Genomic DNA, 12,361 nt, shown 5'->3' on the forward strand with positions numbered 1-12,361 from the left:
CGCACGCCATCAATCAGGAGATCGCCCGCGCTCCCTGGCATCAGCGGTCGTGCTGCTGTCGTCCTGCGCCATCGCCAGTGCCAAACCCGGTTCACCTTCCCACAGGATCAGGCTGGCGGCGCCGATCAGCCCGGCGCGGTCGCCAAGCTCGGCGCGCACGATCGGCACATCGCGGTAGGCCGGCATCGCCCGCTGCTGGACGACCGTTTTGATTGAAGGCGCCAGCAGGTCGAAACCGTTGGACAAACCGCCGCCCATGACGATCAGGTCGGGCGAATAGAGATGCAAGAGATTGGTGAAGCCGATGCCCAGCCATCTCGCTTCCGCCTCTAGCAGGTCGATTGCGGCTGCGTCGCCGGCGCGTGCGGCGTCGACGACATGCCTGGCCGAGACGTCGCCGTCGGCGGAAAGCCGTCGCAGCAATGAACCGTCGCCCGGGGCGGTCTGTCGCGTGGCGCGACGTCCGAGCGCGGTTCCCGAAGCAACGGCCTCGAAGCAGCCGATGGCGCCGCAAAAGCAGCGGTCGCCTTCGCCGGTGATGGTCATGTGGCCGATCTCGGCCGCCAATCCACGCCTGCCGTGATAGATGTGGCCGTCGGCGACGACGCCGCCGCCAATGCCGGTCGACACGGTGACGAACACCAGCGATCCACTGCCGCGTCCAGCGCCGAAGCGCCATTCGCCGAGCGCCGCCGCATTGGCGTCGTTCTCCAGCCGCACCGGCAGGCCGAAATGCTGCCCCAGAATGTCGATCAGGGGCACGTCGTGCCAGCCGGCCAGCGTTGGCGGCGCAATCACGATCCCCGCCTTGGGGTCCAGCGGCCCCGGCGCTCCGACGCCGATGCCGGCAATTTCGGCCTGCGGACTTTGCGCTATGAGATCGCCGGCGAGCGCAATGATCTGGCCGATCACCGCTTCCGAGCCCGCGCCGGCCATCGTTGGCGCCGAAACATGCACGACGACACTGCCGTCGCTTTCGACCAGCGCGCCGCGCAGCGCCGTGCCGCCGAGATCGAAGGCGAGCGCAAGCTTGCTCATCAGGCGGCGACCTCCAGCCCGTGCAGCCAGGCCATGCGCCGGGCAAGGTCGGGATCGCCGAAGGCGAGCGAGCCCAGCACCACGGTTTCCGCACCTGCGGCGCGCAGCTGCGGCACGGTCTCGTGGCGGATGCCACCATCAGCGGCGAGCACGATGTCGGCTTCACGGCCGGCTTTGCGCATCAGCGCGCGCGCCTCGATCAGGCGGGGGCAGGCTTGTTCCGACAGGCTCTGACCCTTGACGCCAATAGAAGTGCCCAGCAGCGTCACGAACGCCACTTCAGAAAGGAAAGGCGTGACGGCCGCGACCGGCGTTTCCAGCCGCAGCACCACGCCGGCCTCGGCGCCGAGCTCATGCGCCAGTTTCACAGCGTGCAGCCCGGCCTCGCCGTTTTCGGCGTGGACGCTGATCAGGTCGGCGCCGGCCTCGATGAATTGCCGCGTCTGTTCTTCGACGATCTCGGCCTCGACCATCAGATGCACGTGGATAGGCTTCGCCGTTAGCTTTGCGATGCGCGCCACAAGATCCGGGAAGAACAGGAAGCCCGGGGTGAAACGGGCATCGGCGACGTCGATATGGTGGATATCGGCGTGGGCTTCGATGCGCTTGAGGTCGCGCTCCATATTGGCGAGGTCGGCCGACCACAGCGAGAACTCGCCGATCAGACGGTTGCGCGGCAAGGCGGCGATTGCGGCGGGGCCGGACAGGGATTTGCTCGTGGTCATCGTTTCAGGCTCCGTAGCCGCGCATGGTCTGGCGGTTGGTCTTGACCGCCTTGGCCGGATCGGCGGCCGCAGTTTCGGACTCTTCCTCCAGCACCAGCCAGCCGTTGAAATTGGGGGCAGCGCTGGCGATCTCGATCCCCTTCGCTGTGTCGCAGACGCCCTTGCCGAGCATCGCCCAGGTGCCGCTCGCGTCGACATCCTTCAGGTGGACGTAGCGGATGCGATCGCGGTAGGTGGTGAGCGTATCGGCCATGTCCTGACCGCCGCGCAAGATGTGGCCGGTATCGGGCACCCAGCCAACCAGCGCGGCGTCGACCAGTCCGAAGATGCGGTCATAGTCGGCGCGATCGAACAGCAAAGTGTTGTGGTGCGAGCTCGGATGCACGGCGACCTGGACGCCCGCCTTGCGCCCGAACTCGCCGGCCTTGTTGTAGACCTCGGCGGCAATGGCGAACTTGTCATCGCGCGCTCCGTCGGAGACGACGGTGGCCGAGCCCATCGACACCAACGCGCCCGGAAAAGCGGCGGCGAAATCGATCCAGCGCCGCGCGGTATCGAGGTCAGCGCCGATCTGATCTTGCAGCGTAAAGCCGCTCTTCGAGCCGAAGGCGAAGGACACCAGCGTCAGGCCGTTAGCCTTCAGCGCGGCGGCGAATTCCGCTGGACGGTTGCCATAGCGGCCGATCATCGTGTCGGTGATCTCGATACCGGCATAGCCGCCATCGGCGATCGCCTTCAACAGATCGTCGGGGCCGCCGGCAAAACGGTCTCCGAGCATTTCCCAAGTAAAGGTCTGGCAGCCAACTTTCAGGTCTTTCACGGTCATCCTTTCATTCCTTGATGTCCTACTTGACCGAGCCCGCGGTCATGCCGGCGAGGAAGAACCTCTGGGCAACGAGATAGATGACCAGGAGCGGCAGCGAGCCGAGCACGCTCATCGCCATCATCTGGTTCCATTCGAAGGCGTGCTGCCCCATCAACAGCTGGATGCCGATCGGGACGGTGCGCATGGACGTTGACTTCGTCAGCGTCAGCGCAAAAAGAAATTCGTTCCAGCACAACAGGAAGGTGTAGACCGACGTCGCCACGATACCAGGCAGTGAAATCGGGACGATCACCCGCCAGAGTGCCGTCCAGCTGGTGCCGCCGTCGACAGCCACCGCTTCATCAAGATCGCGGGGCAAGGTGTTCAGATATCCCGTCATCAGCAGGATCGCGTAGGGCAGCGTAAACACCAGGTAAGTCAGGATCAGCGCGACATAGGTGTCGAAGATGCCATACGAGACGACGAGCCCGAAGAAGGGGATCAAAAGCGTGATCGGCGGGATCGTCTGCGTGCTGATGATGAGTGTGTTGAGGCTGCCCTTGCCGCGGAAATTGAAACGGCTGAACCCATAGGCCGCCAGCAAGGCGATCAGCACCGTCAGCACGGTTACCGCTCCGGCCACGAAGTAGCTGTTGAAGAAGAAGCGCAGCTTTACCGGGTCGCCAAGGATGGCCGCATACGCTTCCAGCGTGAAGGCCTTCGGCAGGATGGTTGGCGGCAGGGCAAAGATCTCGGTGTTCGACTTGAACGAGCTGCTCAACATCCAGTAGATCGGGAAGGCCGCGAAAAAGAGCCCTGCGGCAAGCGCGGCATGGAGCGCGACGGTGATCAGCCTGTCTTTCGGTGTGTGCCTTTTCCTCATGGTGACTACCGAGCCTTTTGATAACGGATGTAGAACAGCGTCAGGCCGAGAGAGATCAGCAGGATGACCACGGCGCTCGCCGACGCCTGCGACAGGTTGTAGCTCGAAAACGCCAGCTTGTAGGTGTAGGTGCTCAGCACCTCGGTCGAGTAGATCGGACCGCCGCCCGTCGTTATCCAGATCAACGGGAAAACCTGCATCGTCCAGATGAAATCCAGCAGCGAGATGCTGATGATGATCGGCATCAGCTGCGGGATAGTGATGAAGATCAGCTTCTGGTAGGCCTTCGCCCCGTCGATATCGGCGGCTTCGTAGAAATCCTTGGGAATGCCCTGCAAACCCGCGAGCAGGCTGACCATGAAAAGCGGGTAGCCCGCCCAGATGTTGGCGAAGGTGACGGCGTGCAGTGCGGTCGCGGGCGAGGAAAACCACTCGACCTTGGAACCGATGATGCCCATCTGCATGAGAACGCTGTTCACGACACCGTTCGGCTCAAGCAGGAGGCGCCAGATCACGGCGATAATCACCGCGGTGAACAGCCAGGGCAGTATGTAAAGCACGCGTAGAATATTGCGCAGCATCGGATTGATGCGGTCGCTGTTCAGCATGAGCGCGAAGATCATGCCAATGGTCATGTGGAAAATGACACTCATGCATGTGAAGTAGAGCGTGTGCCACAGCGAGGCCCAGAACACCGGATCGGCAAAGATCGCCTGGTAGTGTTTCAGTCCGGCAAAGGATGGGTCACGACGCAGCACCGCGCTGTTCTGGAACGAATAGCCAATCACCGTCACCATCGGCAGCAGCATCAGAAGCCCGATTATGAGCAGCGAGGGCGACAGATAGAGGTAGGGTGCGACCGCTCGTTTCAGCTTGTGGTGGGAGCGCTTTTGCCGGGTCATGTGCCAACCTTGGGATACGCCTTCAAGAGAAGGTAAGCTTCAAAAACAGGTCCATCTCAAATTGCCCATCCGTTGGTGCCGGGTGGCCTGTCCGAAGTCAGGCCACCCGGTCAAAGAAACGGAAACAGGCCGATCAGAATTTCGCCATCCAGCCCTTCTGGGTGGCGGCGGCGGCCTGTTCCGGAGACTGCTCGCCGGCGAGCATCTTCTGGGCTTGCACGTCGAACTGGGTCATCAGGTCTTCAGCCACCGGCAGGCCCGTGAACTCATTGGCGAGATAACCGGTCTTGAAGATTTCAAAAGCCTTGCCGAAAGCCTTGTCCGAGGTCACGAAATCCGGCTTGGCGTTGACGTTGCCCGGGAAGGCGTTTGCTAGCGACACGAGCTTGGCGTTCACCTTTTCACTCATCAGATATTGGACGAGTTTCCAGGCCTCTTCCTGATGTTTCGAGGCAGCAGAGATGCCGATGCCCCAGGAGGCATAGGGAAGGCCGCGCTTGCCGGTATAGTTTTCCACGACCGGGACCGGGATGAGATCGAAGTTCAGCTTGGGATTGCGTTTGCGGATGAGGTTCACATGCGCAAGCGAGTCGATCATCATTCCGACCCGATCGTTGACGAATTCCTCGACCTTTTCCTGCTCTGTTTTGGTGGCAATGCCAGGCGAGACGACGCCGGCGTCGTTCAGCGATTTGACGAAGGTGAGCATATCGATGACAGGCTTGCCCTCGAGAGCCGGCTTGCCGTCAGCCATCATCGATTGACCCGAGGCCCAGACCCACGACATCATGTCGTTCTGGACACCGGACGGCGTTTGAAGCGACAAGGGCAGCACCCAGCCATACTGGTTCTTGTCGGCATGGGTCATCTTCTTGGCGGCATCGAGAAACTCCGCACGAGTCGACGGCAGTTTGGTTACGCCTGCCTGGGCGGCGAGGTCCAAATTCACGAACACCGGATAGACGAACGAAGCCACTGGAAACATCACCGCCTTGCCGTCCACCTTGATGATATCCGCGACCTGGGTCTTGTCGAACCCGCTCGCATCCATCATCGGGTTCATGTCGGCCAGCGCGCTCTGCGCGTTCAGATTGTTCACCCATGCGCCGTCGAGACCGACGACGTCGCTAAGCGTCCCGGTTGCGGCACCAACCGAGATCTGGTCTCGCGTGGTCGCATAGGGGCCGCTGACCAGCGTCACTTTGATTCCGGGGTTTGCAGCCTCGAAGTCATCCATGATTGCCCTGAGCGATCCGGCCGGCAATTCGGGCTCCCACCATTGGGTGAACTCCAGCGTCGTATCCGCCATGGCGCCGGTTGCGCCAAGCAACCATGCGGCCGCGGCTATTTTCAGTATCGCGGGTTTTATCCGAAACATCATTTTCTCCTCCTTTTTCAAGATCGACCGCACAATGCAGCCGATCGTCTGCTTCATTCAGAAGTCTTCTTACGAGTACTTCGCAGGCGCCTCACCCTCGCCTGCGGGCTCTGCCACAGATCTTCAGATCGCCAAGTGCGTCTCGGGATCGAAGAAATGGAGCTTGGTATCATCCAGGGCCAACCGGATTGCCGAACCGGAGCGGACTGCGCTGTCCGGTTCGAATCTCGCCACCGCATTCGACGTCAGGCCGAAATCCTGCACCGCGTCGGGGTCGCCGGAGTCCACCCGGACCCCGTCGATGTTCAGATGGACGATATGTTCCGAACCGAGTTCTTCGATCGAGGTCACCTTTGCCGGTATCGTCTGATATTTGCGGCCAGATTCGAGGCAGCTGTCATAGAGATCCTCCGGTCGTATCCCGAACACGACCTTGCGCCCCGCATACGACTTCAAACCCGGCCTGCGCACGAAGGCTGCATCCTGCAGCCGAATGGCGAAGGTGCCTGACATCAGTTCGTCGCCCGAAAGGGTCGCCTCGAAAAGGTTCATCGAAGGAGAGCCGATGAAGCCGGCAACGAAGGCGTTCACCGGCGATTCATAGAGCCTCTTGGGTGTGTCGACCTGCTGCAGCACGCCGCCTTTCAACACCGCGACCCTGTCCCCCATCGTCATCGCTTCGATTTGGTCGTGGGTCACGTAAATGGTCGTTACGCCGAGCTGCTTTTGCAGGCTGGTGATTTCGGCGCGCATTTGCACACGCAGTTTCGCGTCCAGATTGGAAAGGGGTTCGTCCATGAGAAAGGCGGCCGGCTCGCGCACCATGGCGCGGCCCATGGCAACCCGTTGACGCTGTCCGCCTGAAAGGTTCGCGGGTTTGCTGTCCAGCAAAGAGGTCAGCTGAAGGGTTTTGGCGATCTCGTCCACGCGCTTCTTGCGCTCGGCCTTCGGCTTGCCTGCCAGCCGCATCGAAAAGGCGATGTTTTCGGACACTGTCATGTGCGGGTAGAGCGCGTAGCTCTGGAAGACCATCGCGATGTCGCGGTCCTTGGGCGGCATGTCGACGACGTCGACTCCGCCGATCCGAAGGCTGCCGCTGGTGATGTCCTCCAGTCCCGCGATCATCCGCAACGCGGTGGATTTGCCGCAGCCGGAAGGCCCGACGAGAATCAAGAACTCGCCGTCCTTGACCGACAGGTTCAATTGGTCGATTGCGTGAAAATTGTTCCCGTATGTCTTGCAGATATTCTCAAGAACGACTTCTGCCATATTCCTCTCCTCCACAAGTCTAAGCCACTGATTTTTATGGTTGTCCTCGGCTTATGTTCACCTGCGAAATATATCCTCGGATGGTTCGGGCTATGTTCCGGTATCGAGTTGCGCATATTTCAGTTCGACTGCCGACGGCGCGGTCGTCGACGCCAGGAGTTCCGTGACCTGGTCGGCGGTCGGAAGCGCCTCGCGCCCGCCACGCCCCGTTATCGAAAAGGCCGCCGCCGCGGCAGCGAATGCCACCCGGCCGGCGGTATCGGCACCGCGCGTCAATGCATGGGCATAGGCGCCATGAAAGCAGTCACCCGCGCCGGTCGAGTCGACGACCGCAACCCGGTGCGGGGGCAGGTGCCAAAGCCCTGTCTCGTCGCGTCCGCGATAATAGACGCCCTTGCCGCCATCGGTCAGAACCACGGCGGATCGCGACGGCAACCACAATGCATCGAGCATCTCGGCGGGCGATCGGCACCCTGTGGCAGTCCGCGCAAAGCCGAGGGGAAGAATGAGATGGTCGCAAAGCGCGATCAGCCGCTCCGTGGCTGGGCCGCTGCTCCATTCGATATCGCCGAGGATCGCAAGGCCGAGATCGCGAGCCCGAGCCACGACATCCAGCGACCGGATCGCGTAGCTATCGACGATCAGGACGGTCGCGCGGCTGAGGATATCGTCCGGAAAGTCCGGCGCGGTGCCCAGCATCGCTTCGTCGTCATACGCAATGAACCGCTCCCCGTCCGAGCCGACTGTGATCCGCGAGCGCACCGGGCGTGCGTCCGGGTGGCGCGGCGCGAATGCGGTTTCAACACCGCTCGCAACGAGATCACACAGCACGGCGTCGTCCTCGGCACTGCCCAGCCATCCGACGAACCCGGCGGTTCCGCCGAGCCGCGCGACGGCGGCCAGCGCCGTCGCGACATTTCCCCCGAAAGCGCGGGCACTTTGCAGAACCTTCCCCTTGCCTGCCGACAACGGCTGATCGACGTAGACGATGTCGTCGATCGCAATAGCGCCGAAGCCGAGGATCGAGGGGACGGTGGGCATGGTTCAGGCCCCCGCCTTCGCCAGGGCGTCTTGCGCCGAAAGGCCGTCATGGATGACGCCGCGAAAGGCAAGCGCTGCCTTCTCCGGATCGCCATGCCCCCAGAGATTGCGGCCGACCACGGCACCGCGTGCGCCGGCACGGATGGCGTCCGCCGTCTGCTGAAGCGCGCCGAGCAGCGTATCGGTCTTTGGACCGCCCGCGATCACAACCGGCACCGGGCAGGTCCGGACGGTCTCTTGGAATGACTCGAAATCGCCCGTGTAGCCGATCTTGATCACGTCGACGCCGGACTCGTAGCCGATGCGCGCCGCATAGGCGATCTCGTCGGGGGTGAAGACGATTTTTGCTCCGTCGGTAAAATCGCGTGGGTAGATATGTGCCACCACGGGCATGCCGTAACGGGCCGCTGCATTTACCGAATCGGTCAGCCAGCGTATGTATCTGCCCTCGGTCGCGCCGCGCACCGGAATGGCCACGGCCAACGCGTCGGCCCCCGCGCGCACCGCATCCTCGGGCGTTGCGATCAACTCGCTGATGCGATCGTCCGCAGTGAAGCAGCCCGCCTGGATCACCAGGGAAGCTTTGCCCGCATATTGCGGCCACAGATGGCGCGCGGTGCCAGGCTGGATGCTGACATAGTCGGGTTTGCCCGCCATGACGCGTGCGAGCGCACCCGGCAGGTCGGCAAGGCCGCCTTTGCGCACGTCGCCATAGCCGACGAAGTGGTCGACCGCACCGCCAAAAAGGTTCCCCGATGGATGCGAGAAGAGGCGCGCAAGACGCACTTTGGTTCCCAGGCTCATGAGTGCAAAATTCCCTGATCGGTTGATTTCAAAATCCCGGACTCAGTGTTTCCGAAAGAAAAAAGAAAAACAATCTTTCGAAAGCTTTCGAATTTGCGTATTTTTGATAAGGTGAGCCGAGGCCAGAGCGATTGCCTGGCGCAGGGAGGCAAGGGCAGGGCAATGTTGTCGGAGCAGAGACGCCAATCCATCCTGGGTGAGGTGCAGCGCAGCGGACAGGTTCGCATCAAGGACCTGTCGGACGATTTTGGCGTGTCGGAAGTCACGGTGCGCACCGACCTCGAGATACTGGACCGCAAGGGACTGCTGACCAAGACCCGTGGAGGGGCGGTGACCCGGACCACCGATTCGACCACGGCCGCGTTCGCCCGGCGGATGCAAACGAACCTCGATGCAAAGAAGCGCATCGCCCGGGCGGCGGTAGACCTGTTCGAGGACAACCAATCGGTCATCTTCGACGGCGGCTCGACATTGATGCAGCTTGCCATGCAGTTACCGCCGCTCAGCAATGTCGTGGTCGCGGCCACGGCCATGAATATCGTGCAGCATCTTATGCATCGTCCTGGGCTCGACGTTCATATGATCGGCGGCCGGGTCTATCCCGACACGGTGAGCACGCTGATCACAGATGCCGATACGGCTCTCGGCGGCTTGGTAGCGCATCAGGTCTTTGTGGGAGCGCATGCGATAGACTCATCACTGGATGTGGTCGACGTGAACGAAGACATGGCGCGAACGAAGCGAAACCTCGTTCGCATGGCCCGGCGCGTTGTCCTCCTCGCCGATTCGAGCAAATGGGGCGTCAGCGGGACCTCCAAGGCATTTTCGCTGTCGGCCGTCGATGTGGTGATCACCGACGATGGCCTGCCCGGTCCAATACGCAGCCAGCTTGATAAGATCGCGGCCAAGGTGATCTATGCCTGAACCCGTCTCGGTCTCGACCGCGACGGAAAGATCCAATGCGCGCATGACCCACGGGCTTCGCATCGGCGGTCGGCCGTTTTTCATGACAGTCATGTTCTCCTCCTCAGGCTGGCGGCCTCCCAACGCTGCGCCAGAATTATCACATGCTCTATAAAAATTTTACGCGCGTCAACATTTAAAATCCTGTATAGCGGATTGTGAAGGTGGACCGCTGCACTACGACGGTCCCCCAAGCATGCCATTGGCTTCGGAGGAAAAGCTGGAAATGCACGGAAAATCAAAGACAAAGCTCGGCGTCGGTGTGATCGGCTGCGGCAACATCTCGATGACCTATCTGCGCAATGCAGCGCTGTTCGGCGGGGTCGAGCTGCGCGCCTGCGCCGACATTTCGGCTGATATGGCTGAGCTCCGCGCCAGGGAATATGGCATCCGCGCGCTTGGCGTCGACGCGCTGCTCGCCGATCCCGATGTCGACCTCGTGCTGAACCTGACCATTCCGGCGGCGCATTTCGACATTTCGTTGTCAGCGCTTTCGGCGGGCAAGCATGTCTTCACCGAAAAGCCGCTGGCTACTACCGCCGCCGACGGCCGCCGGCTTGTCGACGAAGCGGCAAAGCGCGGCCTGCTGATCGGCTCGGCTCCCGATACTTTCCTTGGCGCCGCCGGACGCCGCGCCCGCCGCCTGATGGACGAGGGCGCCATCGGCAAGCCGGTGACCGGCACCGCCTTCATGATGGGACGCGGCATGGAGCACTGGCATCCCAATCCGCAATTCTATTATCAGCCCGGCGGCGGTCCGGTGTTCGACATGGGTCCCTATTACCTGACCATGCTGGTCAATCTGCTCGGTCCGGTCGAGCGCGTCATGGCGATGGCGACGCGCGGCCAGGAGGAGAGGCTGATCACGGCCGACGGCCCGTTCAAGAACACGACGTTCAAGGTCGGCACGCCGACCAACATATTGTCGCTGCTCGAATTCCGCTCGGGCGCCACCGTCACCTTCGGCGCCTCATGGGACGTGTTCAGACATTCCAACCATCCGATCGAATTGCACGGCACCGAGGGTTCGCTCAGGCTGCCCGACCCCGACACATTCGGCGGGACGGTCTCGCTGTCGGCGCGCGGCGCCGACTGGGCCGATTTCGCCAGCGAGAGCGAGCTCTACGGCGCCCGCAACTGGCCCTATGCCGCGCCCGACCGCGCCAACTACCGCATGCTCGGCGTCGCCGATCTGTCGACCGCGCTGACCACGGGCAGGAAGCCGCGCGCCTCGGGCGAACTCGCATTGCATGTGCTGGAGATCATGGAAGCGATCCTGGCTTCGGGCGAAAGCCGCGGCTCGGTTGCCGTCAACGGCACGGTCGACCAGCCGCCGCTGCTTGGCGAGGAGGAAGCGGCAAGCCTGCTTGCCTGACGGCAGGTTGGTTCGTGACGACATCGCCGCTGACGCCATCATTACTGCCGCGGTCGCCGCATGGCGCAGCTTCGACCCCGCCTTTGGAAGTGTTCAGGCCGACTGACGCATCACCAGGGCGGCGTCGAGGCTGACCTTCGGTGCGACGCTCGCTGTGTCCTCGTTGAGCAAAGCGAGCAGCGTCTCGACGCTGCGCCCCGCCATGGCGGCAAAATCCTGCGCGATGGTAGTCAGAGCGGGGCAGGTGTAGCGGCTCAGCGGATGGTCGTCATGGGCGGCGACACGCAGGTCGCAGTCTGCCTTGCGGCCGACCTTCTTGCCTTGCGCGAAGGCTGCCGCCATGACGCCAAAGGCCAGCCGGTCATTGGCGCACAGTATGGTCTTGCCCGGCAGGCCGCCAGCCCCGAGCATCTGTTCCATCTGCTCGTAGCCGATGCGCTCGAAATCCCATGTATAGTCGCTTGTGTTGCCGATGACGACCGGCTCCTGGCCCAGCCGCTGCATGGCGCCGATATAGCTGTTCAGCCGCTCCGGCGAATTGTGGTTGACGTGCGGGATATCGAAATAGACCGGCGCGTCGCCGGAGCGGCAGAGATAGTCGACGATGGTCGAAACACTCTGGGCGTTGTTGTTGCCGACGAAGGGTGCGCCGCCTTCGAGATAGGTGTCGAAATAGACGACCGGCATTGTCTGCGTCAGCTTCTCCAGCGCGCGGCGGTCCGAGCGCAAGCCGAGCGGCGCGATCAGCGCGCCTGAGACTTTCAGCGACAGGATGGTGCGCGTCGCCTCGATTTCGAGCTCGCGCGAACCGTGTGAGGAAATGACGATGGGCCAATAGCCCTCGTCGCGCAGTCTGAGCTCGATGCGGCTGACCATTTCGGAATAGAAGGGATCGGCCACCGTCGGCACGACGATGCCGATGCTGCGGGTACGCTTGCGATTGAGGTTGCGGGCAAACAGATTGGGCTGGTAATCGGATGAGCGTAGCGCCTCCTCGATGCGCTTGCGCGTTGCCGGTTTGACGCTGGTCGGATCGTCGAAATATTTCGACAGTGTCGGCCTAGAGACGCCGCAAGAGCGGGCGAAATCCTCCATCGTCCTGTGCTTTGTCATTCGATCCCTCGTCTGGCGGGCGCCAGAACCTTGGTCATCCCTTGGCGCTGCCCACGGTCCTGTAG

General features: G+C 62.3%; 12 protein-coding genes. 2 read left to right on the plus strand and 10 right to left on the minus strand.

Going from position 1 to position 12,361, the window contains the following annotated elements; genetic code table 11:
* Nucleotides 1–9 precede the first annotated feature (9 nt).
* From AC04SH_RS18410 to AC04SH_RS18450, 9 genes are all read right to left on the minus strand, one after another.
* Nucleotides 10–1,038 (minus strand): ROK family protein, encoded by a 1,029-nt coding sequence (locus AC04SH_RS18410; RefSeq protein WP_488576100.1) that lies wholly within the window; start codon nucleotides 1,036–1,038, stop codon nucleotides 10–12.
* The gene (locus AC04SH_RS18415) at nucleotides 1,038–1,763 is read right to left on the minus strand and encodes a ribulose-phosphate 3-epimerase (RefSeq protein WP_488576101.1); all 726 of its coding nucleotides are present in this window, start codon (nucleotides 1,761–1,763) and stop codon (nucleotides 1,038–1,040) included. Before AC04SH_RS18415 ends, AC04SH_RS18410 begins: the two co-directional genes overlap by 1 nt.
* Before the next feature lie 4 nt (nucleotides 1,764–1,767).
* Nucleotides 1,768–2,589, minus strand: coding sequence for a sugar phosphate isomerase/epimerase family protein (locus AC04SH_RS18420; protein ID WP_488576102.1), 822 nt, complete (start codon nucleotides 2,587–2,589; stop codon nucleotides 1,768–1,770).
* Between the two features lie 19 nt (nucleotides 2,590–2,608).
* Nucleotides 2,609–3,451 carry a carbohydrate ABC transporter permease gene (locus AC04SH_RS18425; RefSeq protein ID WP_477238812.1) on the minus strand — a complete coding sequence of 281 codons (843 nt, stop codon included), beginning with the start codon at nucleotides 3,449–3,451 and terminating at the stop codon, nucleotides 2,609–2,611.
* 5 nt (nucleotides 3,452–3,456) lie between these two features.
* On the minus strand, nucleotides 3,457–4,353 hold the full coding sequence (locus AC04SH_RS18430) for a carbohydrate ABC transporter permease (protein ID WP_488576103.1): 897 nt from the start codon (nucleotides 4,351–4,353) through the stop codon (nucleotides 3,457–3,459).
* Between the two features lie 133 nt (nucleotides 4,354–4,486).
* Nucleotides 4,487–5,734, minus strand: coding sequence for an ABC transporter substrate-binding protein (locus AC04SH_RS18435; RefSeq protein ID WP_488576296.1), 1,248 nt, complete (start codon nucleotides 5,732–5,734; stop codon nucleotides 4,487–4,489).
* A 120-nt stretch (nucleotides 5,735–5,854) separates the two neighbouring features.
* Complete coding sequence (locus AC04SH_RS18440) at nucleotides 5,855–7,000, minus strand: ABC transporter ATP-binding protein (protein ID WP_488576104.1); 1,146 nt, start codon at nucleotides 6,998–7,000, stop codon at nucleotides 5,855–5,857.
* 90 nt (nucleotides 7,001–7,090) lie between these two features.
* A complete protein-coding gene (locus tag AC04SH_RS18445; protein ID WP_488576105.1) occupies nucleotides 7,091–8,041 on the minus strand; it encodes a PfkB family carbohydrate kinase in 951 nt (316 codons plus the stop codon).
* Between the two features lie 3 nt (nucleotides 8,042–8,044).
* The gene (locus AC04SH_RS18450; RefSeq protein ID WP_488576106.1) at nucleotides 8,045–8,845 is read right to left on the minus strand and encodes an aldolase; all 801 of its coding nucleotides are present in this window, start codon (nucleotides 8,843–8,845) and stop codon (nucleotides 8,045–8,047) included.
* Between the two features lie 162 nt (nucleotides 8,846–9,007).
* Between AC04SH_RS18450 and AC04SH_RS18455 the strand changes: the two genes are divergently transcribed.
* Nucleotides 9,008–9,769 carry a DeoR/GlpR family DNA-binding transcription regulator gene (locus tag AC04SH_RS18455; RefSeq protein ID WP_488576297.1) on the plus strand — a complete coding sequence of 254 codons (762 nt, stop codon included), beginning with the start codon at nucleotides 9,008–9,010 and terminating at the stop codon, nucleotides 9,767–9,769.
* Nucleotides 9,770–10,034: 265 nt separating this feature from the next.
* Nucleotides 10,035–11,183, plus strand: a complete 1,149-nt coding sequence (locus AC04SH_RS18460) for a Gfo/Idh/MocA family protein (protein ID WP_488576107.1) — start codon at nucleotides 10,035–10,037, stop codon at nucleotides 11,181–11,183.
* Nucleotides 11,184–11,276: 93 nt separating this feature from the next.
* Here AC04SH_RS18460 and AC04SH_RS18465 read toward each other — a convergent pair whose 3' ends face one another.
* Nucleotides 11,277–12,296, minus strand: coding sequence for a LacI family DNA-binding transcriptional regulator (locus AC04SH_RS18465; protein WP_488576108.1), 1,020 nt, complete (start codon nucleotides 12,294–12,296; stop codon nucleotides 11,277–11,279).
* Between the last annotated feature and the right edge of the window lie 65 nt (nucleotides 12,297–12,361).

The organism is Mesorhizobium sp. CNPSo 4688 (genome assembly GCF_057784295.1).

Excerpts from the sequence above, each read along its gene's own strand:
- AC04SH_RS18410 (WP_488576100.1), bottom strand. The coding sequence starts at position 1,038 with ATGAGCAAGCTTGCGCTCGCCTTCGATCTCGGCGGCACGGCGCTGCGC.
- AC04SH_RS18415 (WP_488576101.1), bottom strand. The coding sequence starts at position 1,763 with ATGACCACGAGCAAATCCCTGTCCGGCCCCGCCGCAATCGCCGCCTTG.
- AC04SH_RS18420 (WP_488576102.1), bottom strand. The coding sequence starts at position 2,589 with ATGACCGTGAAAGACCTGAAAGTTGGCTGCCAGACCTTTACTTGGGAA.
- AC04SH_RS18425 (WP_477238812.1), bottom strand. The coding sequence starts at position 3,451 with ATGAGGAAAAGGCACACACCGAAAGACAGGCTGATCACCGTCGCGCTC.
- AC04SH_RS18430 (WP_488576103.1), bottom strand. The coding sequence starts at position 4,353 with ATGACCCGGCAAAAGCGCTCCCACCACAAGCTGAAACGAGCGGTCGCA.
- AC04SH_RS18435 (WP_488576296.1), bottom strand. The coding sequence starts at position 5,734 with ATGATGTTTCGGATAAAACCCGCGATACTGAAAATAGCCGCGGCCGCA.
- AC04SH_RS18440 (WP_488576104.1), bottom strand. The coding sequence starts at position 7,000 with ATGGCAGAAGTCGTTCTTGAGAATATCTGCAAGACATACGGGAACAAT.
- AC04SH_RS18445 (WP_488576105.1), bottom strand. The coding sequence starts at position 8,041 with ATGCCCACCGTCCCCTCGATCCTCGGCTTCGGCGCTATTGCGATCGAC.
- AC04SH_RS18450 (WP_488576106.1), bottom strand. The coding sequence starts at position 8,845 with ATGAGCCTGGGAACCAAAGTGCGTCTTGCGCGCCTCTTCTCGCATCCA.
- AC04SH_RS18455 (WP_488576297.1), top strand. The coding sequence starts at position 9,008 with ATGTTGTCGGAGCAGAGACGCCAATCCATCCTGGGTGAGGTGCAGCGC.
- AC04SH_RS18460 (WP_488576107.1), top strand. The coding sequence starts at position 10,035 with ATGCACGGAAAATCAAAGACAAAGCTCGGCGTCGGTGTGATCGGCTGC.
- AC04SH_RS18465 (WP_488576108.1), bottom strand. The coding sequence starts at position 12,296 with ATGACAAAGCACAGGACGATGGAGGATTTCGCCCGCTCTTGCGGCGTC.